Annotated in this window: 22 protein-coding genes; 11 read left to right on the forward strand and 11 right to left on the reverse strand. The window is 37.9% G+C overall.

Going from position 1 to position 26,479, the window contains the following annotated elements:
• Positions 1–196: 196 nt before the first annotated feature.
• Positions 197–943, reverse strand: coding sequence for an SDR family oxidoreductase (locus QNJ50_RS21515; protein ID WP_300639210.1), 747 nt, complete (start codon positions 941–943; stop codon positions 197–199).
• A gap of 179 nt (positions 944–1,122) precedes the next feature.
• On the opposite strand from QNJ50_RS21515, the gene QNJ50_RS21520 reads away from it, so the two are divergent.
• Complete coding sequence (locus QNJ50_RS21520) at positions 1,123–2,253, forward strand: DUF4238 domain-containing protein (RefSeq protein WP_300639213.1); 1,131 nt, start codon at positions 1,123–1,125, stop codon at positions 2,251–2,253.
• A gap of 130 nt (positions 2,254–2,383) precedes the next feature.
• Here the strand turns inward: QNJ50_RS21520 and QNJ50_RS21525 are convergent, their stop codons facing one another.
• Together QNJ50_RS21525 and QNJ50_RS21530 are read right to left on the reverse strand one after the other, a co-directional pair.
• The gene (locus QNJ50_RS21525; RefSeq protein WP_300639216.1) at positions 2,384–3,964 is read right to left on the reverse strand and encodes an aminotransferase class I/II-fold pyridoxal phosphate-dependent enzyme; all 1,581 of its coding nucleotides are present in this window, start codon (positions 3,962–3,964) and stop codon (positions 2,384–2,386) included.
• A complete protein-coding gene (locus tag QNJ50_RS21530; protein ID WP_300639219.1) occupies positions 3,934–4,089 on the reverse strand; it encodes a hypothetical protein in 156 nt (51 codons plus the stop codon). Before QNJ50_RS21530 ends, QNJ50_RS21525 begins: the two co-directional genes overlap by 31 nt.
• A gap of 118 nt (positions 4,090–4,207) precedes the next feature.
• Here QNJ50_RS21530 and ychF point away from each other — a divergent pair, with 118 nt between their 5' ends.
• The 4 genes from ychF to QNJ50_RS21550 all read left to right on the forward strand — a co-directional run bounded on the left by ychF (position 4,208) and on the right by QNJ50_RS21550 (position 9,100).
• A complete protein-coding gene (ychF, locus tag QNJ50_RS21535) occupies positions 4,208–5,299 on the forward strand; it encodes a redox-regulated ATPase YchF (protein ID WP_300639222.1) in 1,092 nt (363 codons plus the stop codon).
• A 36-nt stretch (positions 5,300–5,335) separates the two neighbouring features.
• Positions 5,336–5,509 carry a hypothetical protein gene (locus QNJ50_RS21540; protein WP_300639225.1) on the forward strand — a complete coding sequence of 58 codons (174 nt, stop codon included), beginning with the start codon at positions 5,336–5,338 and terminating at the stop codon, positions 5,507–5,509.
• Between the two features lie 50 nt (positions 5,510–5,559).
• Entirely contained in the window at positions 5,560–6,732 is a 1,173-nt protein-coding gene (locus tag QNJ50_RS21545; protein WP_300639228.1) for a pyridoxal phosphate-dependent aminotransferase, read from the forward strand.
• 304 nt (positions 6,733–7,036) lie between these two features.
• The gene (locus QNJ50_RS21550) at positions 7,037–9,100 is read left to right on the forward strand and encodes a tetratricopeptide repeat protein (RefSeq protein WP_300639231.1); all 2,064 of its coding nucleotides are present in this window, start codon (positions 7,037–7,039) and stop codon (positions 9,098–9,100) included.
• 54 nt (positions 9,101–9,154) lie between these two features.
• Here QNJ50_RS21550 and QNJ50_RS21555 read toward each other — a convergent pair whose 3' ends face one another.
• Positions 9,155–9,706, reverse strand: a complete 552-nt coding sequence (locus tag QNJ50_RS21555; RefSeq protein WP_300639233.1) for a hypothetical protein — start codon at positions 9,704–9,706, stop codon at positions 9,155–9,157.
• 272 nt (positions 9,707–9,978) lie between these two features.
• Positions 9,979–10,860 (reverse strand): 4-hydroxybenzoate solanesyltransferase, encoded by an 882-nt coding sequence (locus QNJ50_RS21560; protein WP_300639236.1) that lies wholly within the window; start codon positions 10,858–10,860, stop codon positions 9,979–9,981.
• A 537-nt stretch (positions 10,861–11,397) separates the two neighbouring features.
• On the opposite strand from QNJ50_RS21560, the gene QNJ50_RS21565 reads away from it, so the two are divergent.
• On the forward strand, positions 11,398–13,047 hold the full coding sequence (locus QNJ50_RS21565) for a Ppx/GppA phosphatase family protein (RefSeq protein WP_300639239.1): 1,650 nt from the start codon (positions 11,398–11,400) through the stop codon (positions 13,045–13,047).
• A 74-nt stretch (positions 13,048–13,121) separates the two neighbouring features.
• Here QNJ50_RS21565 and QNJ50_RS21570 read toward each other — a convergent pair whose 3' ends face one another.
• Positions 13,122–13,508 (reverse strand): hypothetical protein, encoded by a 387-nt coding sequence (locus QNJ50_RS21570; protein ID WP_300639242.1) that lies wholly within the window; start codon positions 13,506–13,508, stop codon positions 13,122–13,124.
• A gap of 378 nt (positions 13,509–13,886) precedes the next feature.
• Here QNJ50_RS21570 and QNJ50_RS21575 point away from each other — a divergent pair, with 378 nt between their 5' ends.
• On the forward strand, positions 13,887–14,546 hold the full coding sequence (locus tag QNJ50_RS21575) for a M23 family metallopeptidase (protein ID WP_300639245.1): 660 nt from the start codon (positions 13,887–13,889) through the stop codon (positions 14,544–14,546).
• A 161-nt stretch (positions 14,547–14,707) separates the two neighbouring features.
• Here the strand turns inward: QNJ50_RS21575 and ftsH are convergent, their stop codons facing one another.
• Complete coding sequence (ftsH, locus tag QNJ50_RS21580; RefSeq protein ID WP_300639272.1) at positions 14,708–16,651, reverse strand: ATP-dependent zinc metalloprotease FtsH; 1,944 nt, start codon at positions 16,649–16,651, stop codon at positions 14,708–14,710.
• Between the two features lie 760 nt (positions 16,652–17,411).
• Here ftsH and QNJ50_RS21585 point away from each other — a divergent pair.
• A complete protein-coding gene (locus QNJ50_RS21585) occupies positions 17,412–17,978 on the forward strand; it encodes an NADPH-dependent FMN reductase (protein WP_300639248.1) in 567 nt (188 codons plus the stop codon).
• A gap of 197 nt (positions 17,979–18,175) precedes the next feature.
• Here the strand turns inward: QNJ50_RS21585 and QNJ50_RS21590 are convergent, their stop codons facing one another.
• On the reverse strand, positions 18,176–19,291 hold the full coding sequence (locus QNJ50_RS21590) for a ferrochelatase (RefSeq protein WP_300639251.1): 1,116 nt from the start codon (positions 19,289–19,291) through the stop codon (positions 18,176–18,178).
• A 567-nt stretch (positions 19,292–19,858) separates the two neighbouring features.
• On the opposite strand from QNJ50_RS21590, the gene QNJ50_RS21595 reads away from it, so the two are divergent.
• From QNJ50_RS21595 to ilvB, 3 genes are all read left to right on the forward strand, one after another.
• Positions 19,859–20,458 carry a hypothetical protein gene (locus QNJ50_RS21595; RefSeq protein WP_300639254.1) on the forward strand — a complete coding sequence of 200 codons (600 nt, stop codon included), beginning with the start codon at positions 19,859–19,861 and terminating at the stop codon, positions 20,456–20,458.
• A gap of 147 nt (positions 20,459–20,605) precedes the next feature.
• Entirely contained in the window at positions 20,606–21,868 is a 1,263-nt protein-coding gene (locus QNJ50_RS21600; RefSeq protein WP_300639257.1) for an MFS transporter, read from the forward strand.
• 205 nt (positions 21,869–22,073) lie between these two features.
• On the forward strand, positions 22,074–23,981 hold the full coding sequence (gene ilvB / locus QNJ50_RS21605) for a biosynthetic-type acetolactate synthase large subunit (RefSeq protein WP_300639260.1): 1,908 nt from the start codon (positions 22,074–22,076) through the stop codon (positions 23,979–23,981).
• A 140-nt stretch (positions 23,982–24,121) separates the two neighbouring features.
• Here the strand turns inward: ilvB and QNJ50_RS21610 are convergent, their stop codons facing one another.
• From QNJ50_RS21610 to QNJ50_RS21620, 3 genes are all read right to left on the reverse strand, one after another.
• Positions 24,122–24,499, reverse strand: coding sequence for an NblA/ycf18 family protein (locus QNJ50_RS21610; protein WP_300639263.1), 378 nt, complete (start codon positions 24,497–24,499; stop codon positions 24,122–24,124).
• Positions 24,500–24,567: 68 nt separating this feature from the next.
• Entirely contained in the window at positions 24,568–25,515 is a 948-nt protein-coding gene (locus QNJ50_RS21615; protein WP_300639266.1) for an SDR family oxidoreductase, read from the reverse strand.
• Positions 25,516–25,702: 187 nt separating this feature from the next.
• The gene (locus QNJ50_RS21620) at positions 25,703–26,287 is read right to left on the reverse strand and encodes a DUF1997 domain-containing protein (protein ID WP_300639269.1); all 585 of its coding nucleotides are present in this window, start codon (positions 26,285–26,287) and stop codon (positions 25,703–25,705) included.
• Positions 26,288–26,479 lie beyond the last annotated feature (192 nt).

Below are 26,479 nucleotides of genomic sequence, written 5' to 3' on the forward strand. Positions count from 1 at the left end.
GTAGTAGACTGACACGCCTAAAATGATGCAATAGATTTGTCCTAAAATTTATTTCAATTAATGATTTTTGGATTTTGCTAATGCACTATTTTAGCTGTGTCAGTCCAGTAGTTAGAGATTGAAGCAGTTAAACAAGCTGTTGAAAAAAAATTGAGAGAAACTCGATCACTTACTTGGTTGTAGTTATTAGACCCATTTACTTTCCTCCTGTAACATCAATAAATGAACCTGTTGTGTAAGAAGCTTCATCTGATAATAACCAAAGGATAGCTTTTGCAACCTCAATTGGTTGACCACCTCGTTTCATCGGAACAAATTCTTTGACTCGCTCAACACGATTTGGTTCACCACCGCTTGCATGAATCTCAGTATAAATAAAAGCTGGACGTACGGCGTTCACGCGAATACCTTCATCAGCAACTTCCTTTGCTAACCCAATTGTCATTGTATCTATTGCACCTTTGGAAGCTGCATAGTCTACATATTCCCCAGGAGAACCAAGCCGAGAAGCAACTGATGAGACATTAACGATCGCTCCTCCTGCACCACCATTTTTGCTGGGCATGCGTTTAATAGCTTCTCGGGAACATAAGAAAACCCCAGTTATATTTGTTGTAAAGATTCGATTCAGGCGATCGCCATCCATATTTTCCACTCGCATTTGCTGTTCTAGGATTCCGGCGTTATTAACTAATGCTGTTACTTTTCCTAGTTGTTCGTCCACTGTGTTGAAGAGATTAATTACATCAGTTTCGGAAGCAATATCAGCAGCAACAGCGATCGCTTTACCTCCAAGTTTTTCGATTGAATCAACAACACTTGTTGCAGCTTTTTGGTTATGGAGATAGTTAACACAAACAGCATAACCTCGCTCGGCAGCAAGATGAGCGGTAGCAGCACCAATACCGCGACTACCACCTGTGATGACGATAATTTTTTCCATTATCAAAATGACCTGAAAATTACTGGTAAAAATATGCAATACTTATCATTTATTTCATACTAGCTACATTTTAAGTGATATAGAAATTTTACGGTTGTTTAATAATAAAAACTTGGGATAAAAAAGATAAAATAAGTTACAATAATCTATTTTTTTAAATAGAAACACGAATTATATAAATGAACAAACAGATAACAAAGAATCAGCATTATGTACCACAGTGTCTTCTTAAGCATTTTGCTAATGGGAAAAAAAAGAGCAAGAAAAAAATAAATATATTTGATACTTATAGATCAGAACTCAGATATAATCAACCGATTAAGAATGCTTTCTCAGAAAACTATTTTTATGATAAAGATAATCAAACTGAAGATTTTCTAGCTAACCAAATTGAAACTCCAGCTTCACGAATAATAGATAAAATTATTAATGGAAATTTTGATTTAGTCAACAAAGAAAAATTAATTTTACAACATTTTATCTTATCCCTCTTCTATAGAACACCTGAAGCTAGTGAAAGGGCAAGTTTATTTGTAAATTCACATCTTGAGTCAGTGGTACGGCAACTTCTTAGCTTAAATGGATTTGACCCAGAAATGGCAAGTGCAGGAAGCTTCAATTTTCATCCCGACCATTTAGCCTCTTTGTTGGCTTTTCAAGGAGTGATTGATGCTGTGCTTTTAGAAGATTTAAAATATCACATTATCAAAAACGAAACTCAATTAGAATTCTATATATCAGATCATCCTGTGTTCATCTACAACTGGCTCTACCGAGACCTGGAACATCCTGAAGTTACAAGCATTGCTGCAACTGGATTGCAAGTCTTCTTGCCATTGTCACCAAAGATAACACTTTGTTTATACGATCCAAAAGTATATAAATACGGACAGTCGTCACGCTTAGTAACTTGCATTGACAATAACAATGATATTGAAATTTTGAACTCGTTTCAAATTATCAACTCAGATTCATTCATAGGATTTTATTCCAAACAAAGTGAGACTTGTTTAAAACGATTATATGAAAGATACAAAAATGTTAGATTACATCAGTATGAAAGCGATATATTATCAACCAATAAGGAAGCGAAAGGGAAAATAAAATCTACCCATTCTAGTTTTACAAAACAAGCTAAATTAAGAAAAAAGCCTTCATTCATAAAAATTAAGAAGAAATTTAAAGGCTGTGCTTTGTCTTACCAGGAAAGAGATCCTGATTTAGCTTGCATACATAGAGAATATATGAAACAGATACATGAACAAAAACAACATAGTATTATTGAATTAGATCGTAACAAGCGTAAGTAAAAGTTTATCGTTGCTGCAGGTTATAACAAGTGTGATACTTCTGGCGAGTTACAGTTTTATATCTACAAGGAATTTGGATAAAGTAATAACAAAGCGAAATCTTACGGAGATCGCAATATAATCTAGAAAATCACAACTTTACAACCTTAAAAGTTTTCAAACTACTATCCGTACAACCACTAATAAATCCGCCCATATCCTGAATTTTTACCAAGTAATTTAATGCTTCAGAAGTTACGACTTCCCCTGCAATTAACACGGGAATTCCTGGGGGATAAGGACAAATAGTTTCTGCACTGATATGTCCTACAACTTCTTCAAAAGATAACATCTGTGTGGGTGCGAAAAAAGCTTCCCGAGGTGAGATTTTTAGAAGTCCACTTTCTTTGTTATCTTCCTTGATAGAAAAGGAATGAGGTTTTGTTGCTGTCTGTTTGTCCTTATTAAAGAGGTTTGGGGGGATATCAAATGTTGCACCTTTACTACTAATTGGTATTAGAGATGATGGAATCATCTTCGCAAGAGTAGCGAAACTTTCCACCAAGCGATCAATATCTTCTTGAGTATTACCCAAACTGATAATAAAAGTAACATTTCGCCAAGATGCTAATTCAGAATATACCCTTAATTTTTCTTCCAAAATTTCATCAGCAGCAAACCCCGTCAAACCCAAACCAGAAACGTTAACAGTTAATCGGGTTTCATCTAACGCAACAAATCCTGGGGAATATTTTCCTAGTTTCTTTCTCCCCGATTCAAAATTTTTTGCAGATGAATAAGGTTTTTCTAAAACAGATAAACCAGGAATTTCACTAATCCGCGATCGCGCTGTTCGAGCAAGTTGTAAAGTCTGGGACATCAATTCTTTCCCATCCACAGCCATTTGCTGACGCGCTGCATCCAAGGAAGCCATTAATAAATAATTAGGACTAGTAGACTGTACAAGTTGTAAACTTCTACTTATTCGTTCAATATCTATTTTGTTACCCCGGACATGGAGCATTGACGCTTGTGTCATCGCCCCAAGAGTTTTATGAATGGATTGTACGCTTAAATCAGCACCTGTAGCTAAAGCGGAAATCGGTAACTCGGGATGAAAAGCAAAGTGAGCTCCGTGAGCTTCGTCTACTAGTAGAGGAATATTGTATTTGTGAACAAGATTTGCGATCGCAGTTATATCTCCACAGGTTCCATAATATGTCGGGTAAACCACCATCACGGCTTTAGTGTCAGGATGTTGTTTTAATGCAACTTCCACAGAATGAGGCGTGACACCATGAGCAATATCTAAAACCGGATCGTATTCTGGCTCGATAAAAATTGGAATTGCACCAGAGAGAATTAAACCCGAGATTACTGAAGAGTGAACATTACGCGGCAAAATAATTTTATCATCGCGATCGCAAGTCGCCAAAATTGCAGCTTCAATCCCACAGGTAGAACCATTAACTAAAAACCAAGTATGAGATGCACCAAAAGCTTCTGCAGCAAGTTGCTGTGCTTCTTGGATAACTCCACCCGGAGCAAAAAGATTATCTAAGTCCGTTAATTCCGGTAAATCTGCTTTAAATACAGCTTGACCAAAATATTCTTTTAATTTTGACGAAATCCCTTTCCCTAACTTGTGACCGGGAGTGTAAAAAGGAGCATGGGGTTTGTTTACATACTCCCATAAAGTATCTAGTAGCGGAGTTTTTGTTTGTGATAACACTTTTGTGTGAGTAATGGGTAATGAGTAATTGGTAATTGGTAATGGGTAATTGGTAATTGGTAATTGGTAATTGGTAACTCCTTCTGACTTCTGACTCCTGACTCCTTCCTGTACAGACGTAGCATGCTACGTCTCTACGACTTCTGACTCCTTCCACAAAAATTACTTCAAAATGATAATAAGATTTAAGATTAAATCTGAATTGTAAATTCTAAATTCTCATCTTAAATTCTCGAACCCAAAATGCTAAGAGCTGGTATTGTCGGACTCCCTAACGTCGGAAAATCTACTTTATTTAATGCTTTAGTTGCAAATGCTAAAGCTGAAGCTGCAAACTTTCCATTTTGTACCATTGAACCTAATGTCGGTGTTGTTTCTGTACCAGATGAAAGGCTCAATACCTTATCAGATATTTCTAGTTCTAAGCAAACTATCCCGGCGCGGGTAGAATTTGTAGATATTGCTGGATTAGTTAAAGGTGCTAGTCAAGGAGAAGGATTGGGTAACCAATTTCTATCCCACATTCGAGAAGTAGATGCGATCGTTCACGTGGTACGTTGTTTTGAAAACGATGATATCGTTCACGTAGCTGGTGGAATCGGTCCAGAACGAGATGTAGAAGTTATCAATTTGGAACTTGTTTTAGCAGACCTCGGACAAGTGGAACGCCGCATCGAACGAGTACGCAAACAAGCACGGGCTAATAAAGACGCTCAAGCTGAACTAGCAATCCTAGAAAAATTAGCTGCAGGACTAAATGAAGGTAAATCAGTTCGTCAAGTTGAATTAACAGAAGAAGAAGCCGAAGTAATTAAACCATTGGGAATGCTCAGTGCTAAACCAATTATTTATGCAGCAAATGTTTCAGAAGATGACCTCGCAACCGGCAATGAATTTGTCGAGCAGGTCAGGCAAATAGCTGCGAAAGACAATGCTCAAGTGGCGATCGTTTCAGCACAGGTAGAATCAGAATTAGTTGAATTACCAGAAGAAGAAAGAGGTGATTTTCTCGAATCTTTGGGAGTAAAAGAAGGTGGTTTAAAATCCTTAATTCGGGCGACCTACGAACTTTTAGGTTTGCGGACTTACTTCACTTCAGGGGAAAAAGAAACTCGTGCTTGGACAATTAAAGCGGGAATGTCAGCACCACAAGCAGCAGGAGTAATTCACAGCGATTTTGAACGGGGTTTCATTCGTGCAGAAACCGTTGCTTACAATGACTTAGTTTCCACAGGTTCAATGTCCGCAGCTAAAGAAAAAGGTTTAGTTCGCAGTGAGGGCAAAGATTATATCGTTAAAGAAGGTGATGTTATGTTGTTTAGGTTTAATGTTTAAGGTGGGTAATGAGTAATGAGTAATGAGTAATGAGTAATGAGTAATAAGTGGGGAGTTACTCATTCATTACCCAATCGCCAATCCCCATATGACGCTGTCGCGTCACGCAATACCTACGGTACGCTTACGCTAGGCGCTAACGCCAATCCCCAGTCCCTAATCGCCAATCCCCTCCAAAAAAAATCACGGCTACGATCGATTCCCATCTGAATTCTGGGGTATTCTGGAAGAACTGAGAAAATTGCCGTTGGAAATAAATAATGAAGCTGGCAAATCGAGTCGATAGAGTAAAACCTTCTGTTACTTTAGCCATCTCTGCAAAAGCTAAGGCGATGAAAGCAGAAGGAATTGATGTTTGTAGTTTTAGTGCTGGAGAACCTGATTTTGATACGCCAGCCCATATTAAAGCTGCTGCTCAAAAAGCATTGGACGAAGGAAAAACTAAATATGGTCCAGCAGCAGGTGAACCAAAATTAAGAGAAGCGATCGCTCACAAACTCAAACGCGATCTCAATCTTGATTACAAATCAGAAAATGTGATTGTCACTAATGGTGGTAAGCATTCCTTATTTAACTTGATGATGGCGCTGATTGAACCGGGAGATGAAGTCATCATTCCCGCACCTTATTGGGTAAGTTATCCAGAAATGGTCACAATAGCTGGGGGAACACCCGTCATTGTCACAACAGATGCTTCCACAGGTTACAAAATTACCGCCGAACAGTTACGCCAGTCAATTACCCCCAAGACTAAGCTATTTGTTTTGAATTCACCATCTAACCCAACAGGGATGGTATACTCGCCTGGGGAAATTGAAGCTTTGGCGAAAGTAATCGTCGAAACAGATATTTTAGTAGTCTCAGATGAAATTTACGAAAAACTTCTTTACGATGGGGCAAAACATATTAGTATTGGTTCCTTAGGAACGGAAATATTTTCCAGAACCATTATTAGTAATGGCTTTGCAAAGGGTTATTCAATGACGGGTTGGCGTCTTGGTTATTTAGCTGGACCAGTGGATTTAATTAAAGCTACGAGCAATATTCAAAGTCATAGTACATCAAATGTTTGTACTTTTGCTCAGTATGGCGCGATCGCAGCTTTAGAAGGTTCTCAAGACTGTGTGGAAGAAATGCGTCAAGCATTCGCCAAGCGTCGGGAAGTTATGTTCGCGAGAATAAACTCAATTCCCGGACTAAGTTGTGAAAAACCAGATGGTGCTTTTTATCTGTTTCCTAACATCAGTGAAACCGGACTCAAATCTCTAGAGTTTTGCAGTAAATTGCTTGACGAATATCAAGTTGCAAGTATACCCGGTATAGCTTTTGGTGCAGATAGTAACATTCGTTTTTCCTACGCCACTGATATGACAACTATCGAGAAAGGAATGGATCGATTGGAAAAATTTGTTAGGTTAGCAGTTAGTAGTTAACAAGTTAGTAGTTAACAGTATATGGCTAACGCCTAGCCCCTAAGGGCTACAGTTACCAATTACCAATTACCAATTACCAATTACCAGTTGCTAAAATCTAACAGTTACTGATTAACGATAAAAGGCGATCGTTTATCACTAAGGTCACCCCTTGATGATGTAGATTTTTCTATTTGGAAATCTAATCGCCAGTCCCCAGTCCCCAGTCCCCAGTCCCCAATTCCCAATTCCCAATCCCCAATTTCTGGATAAATATTCCTTTGAGCATCTAGAATCTAAGCGTATTTACTTTAGGTGGAGGATTATGGAGCAAAGTACCATAAATGCTGTAGAAAGTATTTTTGAGAAAGGTTTAAGCTACTTAGATGCAGGAAATTATCAAGCTGCTCTCGAGTGCTTTGACGAAGCTTTACAAATATATCCCCACGACCACCAACTTTGGCGAGCACGTGGTGATGTTATGTATGCTTTAGAACGTTATGATGAAGGCGATGATTCTTATATCAGAGCTGATGAAGAAGAAATTGCTAACTTTGATCGAGGTTTAGAGTTTCAACCTTACGACCGCTCACTTTGGGAAGCCAGAGGTAATGCTTTACATAATAAGAAACGTTATGAAGAAGCACTAATTAGTTATGATCGGGCATTAGCTATTAAATTTGACGATAGCGAAACTTGGGTCAAAAGAAGTCACAGTTTAATGGAACTGGATATGTATCCAGACGCCATTGCTAGTCTGGATAAAGCCCTAGAATTTCAACCCCAAAATGCTGATACTTGGAGAGAGAAAGGAAATATCCTGGCACACCAAGGACGTTTTGAGGAAGCTGTAAATAGCTATAATAAGGTACTAGCACTTCAGAGCGATGATTATTCTGCTTTGGTGGAAAAAGGTCGCTGTTTAGTTAATTTGGAGCGCTATCAAGAAGCAATTGATAGTTTTGACCGAGTGTTAGCTGCTGAACCTGATTGGTGGGCAACCTGGGAAGAACGGGGGATTGCTTATGAAGGTTTGGGGCTTGACGATGAAGCATTAAAATGCTATGAGACTGCATTGCAAATTCGTGACTCGGAATCTGGTTATACCTGGATTAGCCCTGACACCTTATGGGAACGGTTGGAAAGGCTGAGGTCAAAACGATTAGCTCATTACGATAGTTTAATTGCAAATGACCCCAATGATTGGGAAACCTGGTTGTTACGAGGTGAAGAACTCTCCGCTTTGAAACAATATTCGGAAGCAATTGAAAGTTTTGATCGGGTTTTAAGTATCAAATCTGACTTTCATAATATTTGGTTTCAACGAGGTTGTGCTTTTCTAAATCTAGGTGAAGATAGGGAAGCGATCGCTAATTACGATCGAGCTTTGGAATATTACCAAGAATCACCAATGGCTTGGTATTACCGGGCTATTACCTTATCTAATTTAGAGCAATATCAAGAAGCGCTGATTAATTGTGATAGAGCACTTAAATATATTCCTCAAGCTTCGGAAATTTGGGAAACTAAAGGTAACATTGCTTGGAAATTAGGTGATTTTGAAGAAGCAGAGCAAAGTTACGCTCAAGTTTTGGCGATTGAGCCCAATGCTTATCAAGCTTTATTCAAACGCAGTATGGCATTAATTCAGCTACAAAGATTTGAAGAAGCATTAGTTTGTCATTTACATTCTAATTCTTTAGAAACTGTAAATCCTGAGGACGAACAAGATTGTATTGATTCTCTTCAGTATGGTCAAAGTTGGTATGTTTGGGCTGAAGAATTAATACATAATGGCAGTGAAAATTATCAAGAAGCTAATATCTTACTGGATAAAGCTTTAGAAATGACTCCGGAAATGGAAGAAGCTTGGAATCTCAAAGCTTACATTCTGTTGCAGTTAGGTGTATATGACAAAAGTCTAGCTGCTTATGATCGAGCTTTGGAATTAAATCCGAGATCGGAACATGCTTGGTTTAACCGGGGACTGGTTCTAGAACAGTTAAGTCTTTATGAAGAAGCGCTTTCAAGTTATAACAAAGATCTAGAAATTCATAGTAAAAATCCCCAAACTTGGACTAATCGCGGTCGAGTTCTGCAAAATTTAGGTTGGGGAGACGAAGCAATCAATAGTTGTGATCGAGCTTTAGAAATAGAGCCAGAATACGATCCTGCTGTTTATGAAAAAGCTAGTATTTATGCAATCCAGGGAAATATCGAATTAGCTCTGGAAAATTTAGAAAAAGCAATTCAAATAGTCGAAGAACAAAATTTAGCAGAAACAGTTAATTACCGATTTTTAGCATATAACGATCCCAATTTTGATAATATTCGCCATGATTCACGTTTTCAGAAGTTAACGACTACTCAGTTAACAGTTTATGGCTAACGCCACGCCCTGATGGGTACAGTTAACAGTTAACTGTATTCTTGAATATAAAACCTACCAAACTTCTGCCCAATAAACAATTTCAGATGCAAATCTATCAATCGCTACGCCATAGCTATCACCGTGATTCCACTTAAAACTAGCGTTTCCTTTATCGCGTGCTCCTAAGACTAATATTTCATAGGTTGGCGGAAAAGATTCTGTGTCATCATCACTTGTATGAAAAAAAGTTGTTGGTAATCCCTTTTTTTGGTTTAAATGGTCGTTGGTGTTACCACCTTGATATTTGCGTCGCGACATCTGACGATATTGTGCAAGTAACTGTTTAATTTTTGTTTGAGGTAACTTCATTTTCAGTTGTAAGAAACTTCCCCCTTGTAAGTTTCCCGGATAGTACACAAACTTTGTATTACTTGCATTTGGGGGAATGACAGCAGGAAAATGTTTGACTAGTTCCTGCTGAGACCAAATTGAACTACGAATTTCTTCATAACGCGATGCATCAGTAATTCTTTCCGATCTACCATCATTATCAAAAGCTTGTTTGAACAAACTTGGATTTAAATTAAAATTCCCTCCAAGAATCGCAATGCTACCCAAAGACATTACAAAAAGGAGGACTATTTTAAAAAAATGCGTTTTATTCATTAATATTAGCTAAATGCATCCAAGTTTTGCGGGATACACTTAACTAATATCAAAATTCATGATGTCTAAGGGTTTAATTCTCAATATATTTACATAATCTTCAATTTATCTCAGTAAAAATTCGGTTTTGAAAAATTGGTAATGGGTAACGGGTAGTGAGTAATGGGTAATGGGTAATTGACGATATGCTGTAGGTATCTGCTTCGCAATCAGTAACTAGTAACTAACTGTCAAAAGCTGCCAACAATCATTCCAGCTAACAAAATAAATCCAATCCAGACATTTTGTCGGAACATTTGACCATAGACAGGGTTGGGTAAATCTGGTTGCTTGAGGCGAAAATATTGCCATATCCAACCTGCAGTAGCTAATGTCAAACTTACCCAGAACACTGGATTTAGACGGGTGACAAAACCCAAATCAGCCAATAAACCCACAGTAATAATAAAGAAAATTCCTACTGCTTCTGATACGTATTTACCGAAAAATAAAGCACTGGAGTTAACACCAACACGTCGGTCATCTTCACGATCGCTCATAGCATAAACTGTATCAAATCCCAAGGTCCAAGCTACTGTTGCGCCCCATAACAACCAAGTAGAAAGAGAAATATTTTGAGTTACCGCACTCCAACTAATTAAAACAGCAAAACCCCAAGCAATGGAAAGTACTAATTGGGGTACTGGAAATACACGTTTAGCCCCAGGGTATAAAATAATAACTGGTATAGATGCAACACATAACCAAAAACTTAAAGGGTTAAGATAAAGAGATAGACCCCAAGCACATGTAAGGGCGATAATCGCTACAACAATACCAACTTTAACCGAAAGAGCACGGGAAGCTAAGGGACGAGTTTTGGTTCTTTCCACTTCCGGATCAATATTTCGATCCCATAAATCATTTACTACACATCCTGCTGCACTAGTAGCAAGAGTTCCCAGGATAATTACTCCAATTAAAGGTAAGGGTGGTTTACCATTCGCTGCTAAAAATATTGCCCACAACGCCGGAATCATCAAGATTAATCTTCCTTCTGGTTTGTGCCATCGCAAAAGCTTGACAATCTTTAACCATAATGGTTCGGAATTGTTTAGGGGCGTATTAACCATAGGTAGCAAGTTGATAAATTTAAGACTACATACAAATAAATTTTGTCACACTTCTTTACAACTAGAAGATGTATTTATTTACTATCTATAAAATCAAAATTAGCGATCGCAAAATTAGCGATGACAAAATTAAAGTTATAAAAATACAACCATAAAGTTAAAAGCATACGATTAAAACAATAAAATTAAATAGAAGTAAAAGCTTTAAATTCAAAATAATGGAAAATTTGAAATGTAGAGTGTGATGTTTTAATATTTGGACGATCTTATCCCCCAGAGTTTTTCTCTTGATGGGTTACTAGTATAAGGTTTATAACCAAATAAAAATAGACTTTTAGATTTTCAAGTTTCAAACCTTAAACTTTCAAACCTTAAACTTTCAAACCTTAAACCTTCAAACCTTAAACTTTCAAACCTTAAAATTTCAAATAGTTCATTCTTATTTGTTCTATTTGAATTGTTTTAGATAATAGTGCCGACGCACCAATCAAATAATCAAACTTTTAATAACTATTCACCGATCTGGGAGACACATAAATGCTTGATTCTGTTTTGGCTAGTTGGGACAAAATGACTACTCCAACAGCCGATGGAGATCGAATCATTGCTGCTATTGATTTAGGAACTAATTCCTTACACATGGTAGTAGTAGAAATTGAACCGAAACTGCCATCTTTTAGCATCATTGGTAAAGAAAAAGAAACAGTCAGATTAGGTAACCGAGAACCAGAAACGGGCAATCTGAAATTAGAGGTGATGGAAAGAGCAATCCATGCTTTAGCTCGCTTTCAAGAAATAGCCAAAACCCTCAATGCTGAAGCAATAATCGCCGTAGCAACCAGCGCAATCCGGGAAGCCCCTAATGGAAGAGATTTCCTCGAACGTGTAAAAAAAGAATTGGGTTTAGATGTTGATTTAATTTCCGGACAAGAAGAAGCCCGACGTATTTATTTGGGCGTACTTTCGGGTATGGAGTTTGCCGAACAGCCACATATTATTATTGATATTGGTGGGGGTTCTACAGAATTAATTTTGTGTGATTCCCAAGAAGAAAAAGTTCTCACCAGCACTAAAGTTGGTGCAGTGCGACTATCAAAAGAATTTATTACCACCGATCCTATTAGTACCTCTGAGTTTGATTATCTCCAAGCTTATACAAGGGGAAAACTCGAACGTGCTGCAGATGAGATTAAGGTAAATCTAAAAAATGGGACATACCCTTGTTTAGTTGGAACATCCGGAACTATTGAGACAATCGCAGCAATAGATGTAAGAAATAAGTTAGGTGTAGAACCATCCACACTTAATGGTTACGAATTTACCTTCTCAGATTTGCAAACATGGATACATCGCTTTCGGAAAATGGATAATAAGGAGCGAGCAGAAATTCCTGGAATGCCAGACAGAAGGTCAGAAGTTATACTTGGAGGTGCCATTGTTTTACAAGAAGCAATGGCACTTTTAAATGTGGGGTCAATTAAAATATGTGAACGGGCTTTAAGGGAAGGTGTGATTGTTGACTGGATGCTCAAAAATGGCTTCATCGAAAATCGCCTACGATATCAAAGTAGTGTGCGCGAACGAAATATTGTTAAAGCCGCACAAAAATTTCAAGTTAACACCGAACATAGCGATCGCATAGCTGAATTTGCTCTGAGTTTATTCGACCAAACACAATACACGTTACATGACTGGGATAGCAAAGCCCGGGAATTACTGTGGGCTGCAGCAATACTACATAATTGTGGCTATTACGTCAGTCATAGCGCCCATCACAAGCATTCTTACTATCTAATTCGTAATAGTGAGTTACTCGGCTATAACGAAACCGAAATTGAAATAATTGCTAATTTGGCTCGTTACCATCGCAAATCAGCTCCCAAGAAGAAGCATGAAAATTATCGAAATTTAATTCACAAAGAACATCGGGAGCTAGTTAGTCAACTTAGTTCCTTATTAAGAATCGCCACAGCTTTAGATAAACGCCAAAATGGTGCGATCGCAAAAGTTGAGTGTACATATGACTCAGCAAAGCGGGAATTTCAGGTTCAATTATTCCCATCCGATATTAATGATGATTGCGCCTTGGAATTATGGAGTTTGGACTACAGCAAAGTTGTGTTTGAAGAAGAATTTAATGTCAAATTAGTAGCCAAATTAGGTTCTAGTGCAACAGTTACTACTTGATAACAACAAAATACAACAGGGGACTCCAATCCTTATGCTATCTACTCCTGTTCCCTATTCGCTATTCCCTTTCCCTATTCCCCATTCTGTCCATTTCTACGTCCAAGTTCGTAAACTCCGCAACCAATACAAGCAATTATTCCCACACTAATTGACCAACTGCGATCGAAAGCAAATTCGACCAACCAATTACACAAACCACCAATCAAGAGAAATGGCACAATACTAAAAATTGCAGCATAAAAGGCATTTTGTGATTCTCTTGCTTTTCGGGTTTTTTCATATTCCGACTGGCTCATGTAAAGAGAGCGCTCGGCAAAATTAAACCACCGGCTCAATTGTAAAATAAACCATTCGCTGACTGGTGAAAATCCCAAATATAGTGCTAAAGACCACAAACTAATACCAGAGATGGTGACAGGGTCTAAATTGAAACTGAAGGGGAAAATATCAGTCAGCATGTTTTTTTCAGTGGTTGCAAAAATTATGACTTTGCGTTATTCCCGCGCGTTGCAAACGCAAATATTTGCTAAGAAAGATTTACTAAAAATTTATTACTTAAAGTTTAAATAAATAATGTAAATTAATCTTAATATTATATTTTACATTATTTGTGATGCTTAGTGCGAGCAGATTTATTTTTGGATATTGACATGTAATATTTACAACGAAGATCTATGCAACCAATTGAAAATGGGTAACGGCTAATAAGTGACAAATGACATTGAAATCGCTTATTTTCAGTATTGAAGCACAAGCCGCTCGTATTTATATCATCCAAAGCAAGATTTATTGGGCTTCGATCAAAAGCGAAAAAATATTATTCTAAATAATTTAAAATGAATAATAGATTATACCAATCAGTTATTTCAGGAAAAAAGAATTCAAGAAAAAAATTTGTTTTATTTGGAATTTTAAGTATTAGTTCGCTTTTTATCTTTTGCCAATCGAGAAACCTCACAGCCAAAGCATCACAAGACAAAAAGCTACAAACCCAAGCTCAAACCCAAGTATTAAATGCTAGTAATAGTTGGAGATTTGCTTCTTTCCCTGTAGAAAATTTCCAAGGATATACATCTCCATTCGGCTATCGTCGTTCTCCCAATGGTGGTTCAGGTGTGGAATTTCACAACGGTTTAGATATGGCTGCTCCCATGGGTAGTTACATCCGTAACTGGTGGGGTGGAAAAGTAATCAAAGTTAGCGATCGTGGTCGTTGTGGTACCCACATAACAATACAATCTGGGCAATGGAAACATACTTACTGTCATATGCAGGGACAAGTTGTTAAATATCAAGGTCGTTCCTACATGCTCGATCGTGAAGGTGGAATCCAAATTGCAAAAGGTCAAACAATTCCTGTAGGAGCCAGAATCGGTCGTGTAGGTATGACAGGACGTACAACTGGTCCTCACTTACATTGGTCGCTTAAATTCCGAAACCGATATGTTGACCCCGGGATGATTTTGCGTAAAATGTATTCTCAGCGATATTCTTGATTAGGGATTAGGGATTAGGGATTAGGGATTAGGGATTAGGGATTAGGGATTAGGGATTAGGGATTAGGGATTAGGGATTAGGGATTGGGGATTGGGGTAATAGTAAAAATTTCTGACTCCTTACTCCTTACTCCTTACTCCTTACTCCTTACTCCTTATCTCTAACCAGATATTGCTAACTCAGTTTCTGGTGAATTTGTATACTCAGAAACAATCTTGCGAAACTCTTCACCCTCAATTGTTTCCCGTTCGATCAATAAATCTACTAAATAATCTACCAATGGGCGATTCTGCGCTAATAAATCTTTTGCTTGCTCGTAAGCTTGCTTGATAATCTCCCTTACTTGGGAATCAATTCTCGCAGCAATTTCTTCGGAGTATTCTGAACGATTCATCCAGTCACCTCCTAAAAATACTTCCCGATTGGAAGTTTCTAACGCCAAAGGTCCCAAGGAAGACATCCCAAACCTGGTTACCATTTGTCGTGCTTGTGCTGTTAGTTTTTCTAAGTCGTCGAACGCACCGGTTGTAACTTCTGCTTTACCAAAAATTACTTCTTCTGCTGCTCGTCCACCCAAAGTTCTAACAATTAGCGATCGCATTTGTGCTTTAGTAAGTAAACCCTGTTCTTCCCCAGGAATATACCAAGTCGAACCCCGCGATTGACCTCTGGGAATTAAAGTCACTTTTTGTACCGGGTCAGCATCTGAAATTAAAGAAGCAACTAAAGCATGACCGATTTCATGATAAGCAATTAATCGCTTCACCTTGCTGTCTACTAACGGTGTACCTTCCATCCCCGCAACAACTCTGTCGATCGCATCATCAATTTCTAACATTGTTAACGCCTCTTTGCGTCTTCTAGCTGTGAGAATTGCAGCTTCGTTGAGTAAGTTAGCTAAGTCTGCTCCGGTAAAACCAGGAGTGCGTCGAGCAATTGCATCTAAGGAAACACTGGGGTCAATTTTTTTGTTCTGTGCGTGCACCTTTAATATTTCCAAACGTCCTTTAAGATCTGGTGCATCAACAATTACCTGTCGGTCGAATCTTCCTGGACGGAGTAGTGCTGCATCTAATACATCGGGACGGTTAGTAGCTGCAATGATGATAATACCGTTATTACCTTCAAAACCATCCATTTCTGTTAATAACTGATTCAGGGTTTGTTCCCGTTCGTCGTTACCACCACCGATACCAGCACCCCTTTGTCTACCTACAGCATCTATTTCATCAATAAATACCAAACAAGGTGCGTTTTCCTTGGCTTTTTTAAATAAATCTCGTACGCGGGAAGCACCTACACCCACGAACATTTCTACAAATTCAGAACCGGAAATACTAAAAAATGGAACAGCTGCTTCCCCTGCAATAGCTTTTGCTAATAAAGTTTTACCAGTACCGGGTGGTCCAATTAATAAAACTCCTTTGGGGATGCGAGCACCTACAGCAGTAAATTTTTCAGGTTCCTTCAAAAATGTAACAACTTCTTGTAATTCTTCTTTTGCTTCTTCAATTCCAGCTACATCAGCAAATTTCACCCCAGTTTTGGCTTCCATCTGAAAACGAGCTCGGGTTTTACCAAAATTCATTGCTTGGGAAGAAGCATTTGCAGAACGCCGCAATATCAACAGCATAATTGCCACTATGGGCAAAATCCACATTAAATTGATTAATAAACTAAAAGCAGCTTTACTATTTGCACTGGAAATAGCTTCATAATCAACTTTATCTTTATTCTGATTCAAAATATTAATAAGTTCGGGATTCCGATCCAAAAGCGGTACTCTTATTGCTTTTTTTGGGTCTTCTGGTAAATAAACTTTTGCAAGTCGCTCTGTTTGATCTATTTCTACTCTCTCAACTTCGCCTTTTTTAATTTTTTCTATCAGTTGACCATAGTTTAATTTTTCTATTTTTTCATTTTGTCCTTCTTTTTGTGCAAAAGCGGGTGTACTAGAAAAAAATCCAGGTAAAATTACTAAACTAGCAGCTAGTAGGGTACTGAAAGCCAAGCTTTTGGTAAACGATTGTTTTAACAGCCCCGATTTTTGACCAATTTTATTGCTAGCAGATTTCAAACGCCCAGTATTATCACCTGAATTCATATATTCTGGATTTACAGAGACGACTTGAGAATCATCTTCTTGGGCTGATAAGAACAATCGCTTTTTCATTGATACTTTTCCTACAAGACTTTCCATATTAATTAACAGTTTTTTGCCACTAGCCACCATGAATTGGGAACTGGGCTTTTTTAGCTTTTCTTTTAGCAGGATTGAAATAACTACGTTCTCAGTCTAGTTTAACTTTAGATATATAGTATGTTGGTACTCTGCGTTTAGCTAGGAATCGTTCTAAGAATTGATGAGTACCACTTAATTACAATTATGTCACTTTTCTTCGATGCATATAATCCATACAGAAAAGGACATGGAAGAAGTTTGCTGTTGAACAGCATTTGACATTTCAATGGATCTATTGTTAGAGTTTAATCATAGTCGTTATGAGTTTGCTTTGTTTTAAGTATTTAGAAATTTGTAAAGTGGTTCGGAATTCTGAAGTGGCTGGGAATAAAGTCAATATTCTCAAGTAGGAAGATACAAACAGGAGATGACAAATAAAAATAATTAGGGAAAATGCAAAACAAATTTAAAATTTAGAAGCAAAAAATAAGCTAACCATTAATTGAACCTCAAATTTATATTCAAGTTTAAGTTTGAACTTAATTTTTAAGAAAATACTTTTTGTCTAGGTTTGTCTGAAAAAATATTTTTTAATTTGTTAACTAATTTGTTAATTGCTTTTTTGATTATTTCTTGAATTGAAAATATCGCAATTAAATATATTGTTTACAGGTGGTTTATCATGGTGAAAATAGTTGGTATTGCTGGCAGTTTGAGACCTCAGTCTTACAGTCAACAAGCATTAAAGTTAGCAATTGAAAGAGTTGAAGCTTTAGGTGCAGAGGTAGAAATATTAGATTTACGGCAGATGAATTTGCCGTTTTGCAACGGTAAAGATGATTATTTAGATTATCCAGACGTGGAAAAATTACGGAGTCACGTCAAAAATGCAGATGGTTTAATCTTGGCTACTCCAGAATACCATGGTGGAGTTAGTGGCGTCTTAAAAAATGCCCTAGATCTGATGAGTTTTGAGCAATTGTCAGACAAGGTTACAGGATTAATTAGTGTTTTAGGTGGTCAATCAAATAGTAACGCCCTAAATGATTTAAGACTAATTGCTAGGTGGGTGCATGCTTGGGTAATTCCCGAACAAATAGCGATCGGACAAGCATGGAAAGCTTTTGACTCAGAAGGTAAATTATTAGACGACAAGCTGTCCGAGCGCTTCGACAAATTTGCTCAAAGTTTAGTTGAGAATACCTCAAAATTGCGAGGGAAAAAAATTCCAGAACTGAGTAAGAAGTAATGGGTAGTGGGTAATAGGTAATGGGTAATGGGTAATGGGTAATAGGTAATGGGTAATAGGTAATGGGTAATAGGTAATGGGTAATTTTTTACTCCTTCTTATTTCACTTATTACTTATTACTTCTTACTTATTACTTCTTACTTATTACTCATTACTTCTTACTCATTACTTCTTACTTATTACTCATTACTCACAATCAATGGTGGTGATGGGAATGAGTAGCTTGTAATTGATGATTAACTGCAGAACCATCCTCCGAAAGCAACGCTTGAATATGCTCGTCAGCCCATTGAGCAGCCATTGACGAGAACTTACCATGATCGTTAACACATGGCATTTGGATATAACTTATCCCTGAATTTTTTTTCTCCAGATCGTGGATAATATGGTGTACGTCAAGTAAAGTTTCGTGGTTTTCTGTGGCAAAACCAATGGGCATAAATATGATCGCTTTAGCACCCAATTGAATCAAATTATTTGCAGCTTGTTCTGCATTAGGTTGAGTCCATTCGATTAATGGGGTGTCGTGATTGAGCCAACCCACAGAAATTAATGGATAGCGGTGAATTAATTTTTCCCGCACCAAATCGTAAAGTATTTGACTTTCAACAATCCCAGAAGTGAAACCCTTGGCTTTATGGGGACAGCCATGGTTCATCAGCACAATACCAATCTCAGATGCTAAGTAGGAATTAGCCAACTCAGCGTTAATTTTTTCTTCCACCAAGCTCCCCATCAAATCAATGTAAGCTGGTTCGTTATAAAACGAAGGAATATAGCGCATTCCTTTTACCCAATGCTCTTCACCATCATCCATTTGTGATAGGGCATTATTAACCTGCTCCAAAGCAATACCGCTAGTAAAAATTGAGTCTACAACTAGCAATGGATAAATTAATAATTTATCAAAACCTTGTTTTTTAATTTCGGCTAGCACTTGATGAGGAAGGTGTGGAGCACAAAAGTTAAATGCTTTAAAAACTTTGACTTTGTTTCCCCATTTTATTTGTAGCTGTTCTTCTATCCCAGCTCTTTGTTTTTCAAAAATTGCATTATGGGGAGAAATAAAATCATGATGTGTATGACCCCACTCATGGCGATCAAATAAAGCTAACAGTTTTGCTAGGGGTGGATATACCCAGGTCGGTACTGGAGCAAATTTAGCTGTGAGCAGATTTAAAGCCTGTTCATTATAATTAGCAAAATCTTCATAATTTTCCACTTCACCATAACCCATTAGCAATACGGCTACTCGACCGTCCCCATGAGAATGTGCGTGAACGGCTTGTGACTTTTCGGGTGTAGCAACCACAATAAATTCCTCAATATAAGCAAAATAGAAAGGGCGTCAGGTAACCGACGTATATTTCCTTTGGCAGTAATTATCACCTATCCTATCCCCCTGGACAGGATATTAATAAAAATTTTGACATCAGTTACAATCACAAACTATTTGTCTTAGAAAGATAAGAAAGTTTACTAAATATTCTCTTTAAGTTAAGCCCGATCTTATGTCATCTACTTTGTGTCGCGTTTGATAGACCCATTGGCAATGTTGGGCTAATAATAGATTTATGGATTTATGGGTCAATTAGTTCCATTCCCAGGGTTTTTAATGGCATAGAGCACAGGCACTACGCCATTCACAAGCAACTACGACCTATGGTTGTGTCTCCCAATTACTAAACTCTTATTTCCTAAACTCTTATTTCATAGAGCTTGATGATGAATCACCTATGATTAATATTTGTTTCTTGATGCATTTTAATTAACTACTAGCCCTTATTTATCTCAGTTTTTGAGCGCGCAGGTGTTATATTGACAACTATCAAATTTCTCGGAGATGACTTCATTGTGAGGAAATTACAACTTAAAAGTAATGAATGTAATTATTTGCCCTGGAATGCATGAAATAGAACTTACTAAAAGTTTTGTCTCAGGGTTGTCAGACTTCAATTCTGATATTTTCAGTTGTTGGTCATCAGTAAAAATACTAATTTATTTAGGTAATAACTTAAAAACTTTATCTGCATTTCATATTTTAAATTTTTTATTTGAGAAAATAGAAGATATGAAATCTCCGATTATATTCATTGCCTTTAGTGCTGGTGTAGTAGGAGGGCTACAAGCAGCTTATTTATGGCAATTTTTAGGGGGGCGGGTAAAAGCTTTTATTGCTATTGATGGTTGGGGCGTACCACTTTTTGGTAACTTTCCCATTCACACTATTAGCCACGATTATTTTACTCATCAAAGTTTACTTCGTATACGTGGTGGGAATAATAACTTTTATGCCCAACCTGCTGTAGAACATCTGGAAATTTGGCGATCGCCCCAATCTGTTAGAGGATGGTGGGTAAATCCTAACTTAACAACAAAAAGTACCAAAACATACTTAACAGTCTCTGAATTCTTGCATATGCTTTTGAAACATTACGAAAAGATTAGTCCGGAAAACCAACTTGGCAAAAGGGAGTGAAGAATATACAACAATAATCTACCAAAAATGGAAGAAGTGACCATCGATAACTTTAAAAAATAATTTCAAAGAATAATATTTTATCTTCCGTCGCCATGGATTCAATTTTGCTGATTAAATCTAAAACTTACCACTCTAAATTTTCTGATGTTTCCAACTGAACCTGCTGCTGTGAGTCGAGGATTTGGCGCTGTACTAAAGAATCGTAGTTTTATGTTGGTGTGGATTGGTCAAGCAATCTGCCAACTGGCTGATAAAATCTTTTTTGTATTAGCGATCGCCTTGTTGGAAAAATATCCTCCAGAACCGGGAGCCTTAGAAGATAACAGGCGTTTATTAATATATTTGGCATTTACTTTACCAGCAGTGTTGCTTGGTTCAGTTGGTGGTGTAATCGTCGATCGATTTCCCAAAAAGCCAATTATGATTGGCTCAGATTTACTCCGTGGGATCTTGACAATTGCAATTCCATTTTTACCGCGTGAGTTTTTAATATTACTATTTATTACCTTTGGTAACTCCTTGATCGTGCAGTTTTTTGCCCCAGCAGAGCAAGCAGCTATCCCAATTTTAGTAAAAAGAGAAAATTTGATGGCAGCAAATGCTCTGTTTACCAGCACTATGATGGGAGCAATAATTGTTGGTTTTGGTGTAGGGGAAAGTTTACTTTCTTTGGGTAAAAATCTAATTGGATATCAATACGGACAAGAGTTTATAGTTGGTGCTTTATATTTAATCTCTTCGTTAATAAAAATACCTGTAAATCTTGCCGGACGCCAAATAAAAAATAAACCTAAGACATCATTTAACCCTTGGATGGAATTCAAGGATAGTTTGCGTCACTTAAAGAAAAATCGCTTAGTCCTCAATGCAATGCTGCAATTAACAGCTTTATACTGTGTTTTTGCGGCTTTAATAGCTTTATCAATCAGGTTGACCCAAGAGTTCGGTTTAGAAGAGAAACAATTTGGCTTTTTCCTCGCTGCGGCTGGTGTGGGGATTGTCTTGGGTGCAGCAATATTAGGACATTGGGGTGATAGGTTCCATCATAAACCTTTGCCATTATTTGGCTTTTTGTGTATGGCATTTGTTTTAGCAGTCTTTACCTTTACCCATAGCTTATTAATTGCTCTCGGACTTTGTGCCATCCTAGGACTTGGAGCTGCAACTATTGGAGTACCGATGCAAACTTTGATTCAGCAGCAGACACCACCTGCGATGCACGGTAAAGTATTTGGATTTCAGAACCATGTAGTTAATATTGCTTTAACGGTACCATTGCTGGTTACAGAGCGTTTGACTAATGCAATTGGCTTGCGTTATACGTTAATAAGTATAAGTGCAGTAGTTGCAATGATTGGTATTTGGGCTTGGAGAAATACTCGTCGAGTCTTAAAGGACGTTATTTAGTTAACCAAAAATATCAGAATTAATTTAATATTTTTTATATGTATTGCAGAGTTAACTAAAACAAGGCTGAAATAAGTTTGAGTAAGTTTTGCGAAGTTAACATCATGCAAGTAGTTATTTAAGTTTTACACTAGTATAAAATTTCGAGATAACAATTTCGAGATAAAAATCAATAATAAAGTAAGCTAAGTTCTGAGGTTTGCCAGTGCTTTCAAAAGGTGTTTCTACCAAGGTTTCCTATTCCCGCAGTCCTGTAACTGAACAAACAAACAACGGCAGTAAGTCTAAAAGTAAAAGTTCCAGGCGGGTGTCTGGTGGTTTTGCACTTTTAGATAGTCTGAAAAATCATGGTGTTGAGTTTATCTTTGGTTATCCTGGTGGTGCTATTCTACCTATTTATGATGACCTTTATAAAGTTCAATCCACTGACACTGAAATTAAACATATCCTAGTTAGACATGAGCAAGGAGCATCCCATGCTGCTGATGGTTATGCCCGCGCGACAGGCAAAGTAGGAGTTTGTTTTGGTACTTCTGGTCCTGGTGCAACTAATTTAGTTACCGGTATTGCTACTGCTTACATGGATTCAATACCAATGGTTGTAGTTACAGGTCAGGTTACTAGGGCTGCAATTGGTACAGATGCTTTCCAAGAAACAGACATTTATGGTATTACCTTACCTGTTGTCAAGCACTCCTATGTAGTTCGCGATCCCAGAGATATGGCGCGGATTGTCGCAGAAGCTTTTTATATCGCGAGCACTGGACGTCCAGGACCAGTTTTGATTGATGTTCCTAAGGACGTAGCTTTAGAAGAGTTTGATTATATTCCTGTAGCACCAGGTTCGGTTAAATTATCTGGGTATCGCCCAACAATTCGGGGAAATCCAAGACAGATTAATGCTGCACTTGAATTAATTCGCAATAGCCGTCGCCCTCTAATGTATGTAGGAGGTGGTGCAATTGTATCGAGTGCTCACAATGAGATTAAGGAATTAGCAGAATTATTCAATATACCTACCACCACAACATTGATGGGTATTGGTGCATTTGATGAAAATCATCCCCTATCTGTAGGTATGTTGGGCATGCATGGTACCGCATATGCTAACTTTGCAGTTACTGATTGCGATTTGCTAATTTGCTTAGGAGCAAGATTTGACGATCGAGTCACCGGTAAACTGGATGAATTTGCTTCCCACGCCAAAGTTATTCATGTAGATATCGATCCGGCTGAAGTTGGTAAAAATCGTACTCCCGAAGTTCCCATTGTTGGTGATGTCAAGACAGTTTTGAAAGAATTATTGGCTCGCTGTCGGGATATGGGAATTGAATGTACAACAAGTAAAAACCAAGAGTGGTTAAACTTAATTAATCGCTGGAAAAAAGAATATCCCCTAGTTGCACCCCAATATCCCCATAGCATTTCCCCCCAAGAAGTTATTTCCGAAATCGGTCGCCAAGCACCGGAGGCAATTTATACAACAGATGTTGGTCAACATCAAATGTGGGCTGCACAATTTTTGAATAATGGTCCCCGTCGTTGGATTTCTAGCGCCGGTTTGGGAACAATGGGTTTTGGCGTTCCAGCTGCTATGGGTGCAAAAATTGCATTCCCCGAGCAAGAAGTCATTTGTATTAGTGGTGATGCTAGTTTCCAAATGAATTTACAAGAACTTGGAACCCTAGCTCAGTATGGAATCAACGTTAAGACGGTGATTATTAATAATGGCTGGCAAGGTATGGTACGCCAATGGCAACAAGCTTTTTATGGCGAACGTTACTCTAACTCCAACATGGAAGTAGGGATGCCAGATGTGGAGTTTCTCACCAAAGCTTATGGTATCAGAGGTATGGTTATTGAAACTCGGGAACAGCTTAAAGATGGGATCGCCCAAATGCTGGCACATAACGGTCCTATTGTGGTAGATGTTCGAGTTACCAAAGATGAAAACTGCTACCCAATGATTGCTCCGGGTAAAAATAATGCCCAAATGATTGGTTTACCCAAACAAGCACCCAAAGCTTCAACAGAACCAATTTTCTGTGGTAACTGTGGTGCAAAGAATGCTCCCAATAATAATTTCTGTCCTGATTGTGGAACGAAGTTATAAAGTTTGGAATTTGTAAAACGTAAATCCTCTAGAGACGCAACAGAGCCTGCGGCGTCGGCGTTAGCCTCTGTCGCGTCTCTACGGGGTAATCTGTTGCAATGATTTATTGAATTGGTATAGCTGCACTTGAAATCAGAATTTCAAACTGATAGAGGATTTGAATCTACACCCCAATAATCTTTTAATAATTCTCGGTAGAGATTGTCCTTGTGAATCATTTGTCGATAAAGCTCAATGGACAGATCCTGTACTTGCTCTGGGGAGAGAGTCCGTACTTTATCTGCAAACATTCTTAAGTGGAATTCTTGCTCTAGAGATAGTTGTTCAGAATTATTCATGGCTCGGTTATTGTTTGTGAAATGATTGTATATTTTGTTTCTGTTGAAAAATAAGATTAAGTGTTGGTAAGCCTGAAAACTACAGTACCAAGTGATACCAAATCCGATTTTTAAAACCCCTTTATATTTTTTGGGATTTCCCCCCACACTTCCCACACCTCCCACACTTCCCTCTCTCATTATAAAAAGGGGTAATTAACCCGGACTTAGTATGACTGTGACTGGATGGGGAGATTTCTTTTCTTTCCTTACATAGAGAGTTGGGGATGAATTAGCAAATATCCTGCTGCTTTCAGCTTTTCATTACTTACCCGCAAGCTCTTACCACGAAGATTCGGTTCAGATCCATCCCAATACACAGGTGGTAAACCGTAATAAGAACAGACAAGGTCGACCTGCTCTCTGACTGTCAAGTAGCTATCATTTACTAGATTGTAGATTCCCTCAAGTTGATTTAAGCGAGCAAACTCAATTGCTCCAACTATGTCATCGCGGTGAATCCAATTGATAAAGCGGTTACCCCTTCCTGGTAAAGTCATACCAGCTAAATCGCCAAACATCCTGACTAACTCTCGACCAGGACCATAAATTCCCCCCAGACGAAGGATACAGACTTTTTGCTTCTCGCTGCTTGCTTGCAGCAATATTTTTTCTGCTTCATAAAGCGCCTGACTTCTTAAGTTAGAGGGTGTGACTGGAGTCGTCTCATCAACCCAATCTCCTTGGCGATTGCCGTATATGGAGCAGCTGCTTAAATAGACTACCTGCTTTACTTTAGGGGATTGCTTCAATGCGTTTACTAGATTCCTCGCTGTTGACAGGTAAGTTTTTAAGTAAACATCTTCATCAGCAAGACGGTTACCGGTGGGAGCAACACTTACCACTACTGTATTTTGTTCTTGGAGAAGAGAATTCATTGCTGTAGCATCATCTCCTGTCATTAAGACCACTTTTGAGGTGGCTTGGGAAAGTGATGCAATACGGTTTGGGCTAGTAGTTGTACCTGTAACAAAATGTCCTTGCTGTTGCCAATATTCTGCTAAAGCAGTTCCCACATAGCCACAACCAAGAATTGCTACATTTTCGTAGAACGGACGGCGCGGAGCATTATGTTTTAATAGCTCCTGTAGGTAATTCATGTCTAGCTCAGGGATGTTTTCCCCAAAAGAATTATTTCTGTCAATGGAGTTATGCATTGTGGTAAGAATTTTGTTTAATATCTAGAATTGTTTAAATTTTTATCGGTGATATGGCACTACATAATTACGCCACGACATTGATAAACCGTGAAAAATACAAGAAGTCAACTTTTAACTGTCAAATTTCGATTTTTTACTTTTTACTTTTTACTTTTTACTTGTACGCAGCGCTAAACTTGCTGATTTAACCAGCCAGACTTCCTTCTGGAGAAATGGTAATAGGAGATGATGTTACTCCTGCAAGGTTCGCCTTAACCCAACGGCGATAATCATCCACTAATTGGCGTTCTAAACGATATCTAATCGTTAACAAAATACCGTTGAGAAAGGCGTTACCAGACTTTTCCAAAACAGCTTTTGGAAGTAGGTTGAGGGGAGGAGGTACATCTACTTTTACTTTCAAATCAGCCTTACCTCGTAATTCTGTAGTTTTTAAGAGGGAATAGGATGACAATTTACCATCAAGTTCCAGATGAAAAGACTGTGACAAAAACTCTGCACCACGAAGCTCGTAATCAAGAGAACGTAGGTGAACTGTCCCCTCAGCTTCTCTGCAAACTTGCAAATCGACAATAGGCTCAAACTTAAAACTCATAAATTGCAGAGGTCTAAGCTTCAAGCGAAAGCGAGATGGAGTCAATTGCTCCATTCGAGTAGGATCGGTAATTGCTTGAACTAAGCGCTGGGGTTGGCGTAGATATTGCTCAAGGGAGATAGCCTCATTAGGAACAGTCATCTTGAGAGTTTGAGATACTTGAAAGTGACTCATAATTATAGTTAAACCTCACAAATTAATCTTTAAAAACTAAAATCTTTAAAAACTAAACTCTGAAGACTAAAATTTAAAGCTAAGTATTTTTGTGATTTCGAGTGTAATTATTTTGAGTTTAATAAACTTCGTTATGTGAATTTTTGTAAACTTTGTTAATGAAATTGTATCCTTCTCTCTGTTAACCGAGCA

The organism is Mastigocoleus sp. MO_188.B34, assembly GCF_030065675.1.
In the GTDB taxonomy this organism is placed as follows: Bacteria; Cyanobacteriota; Cyanobacteriia; order Cyanobacteriales; family Nostocaceae; genus Mastigocoleus.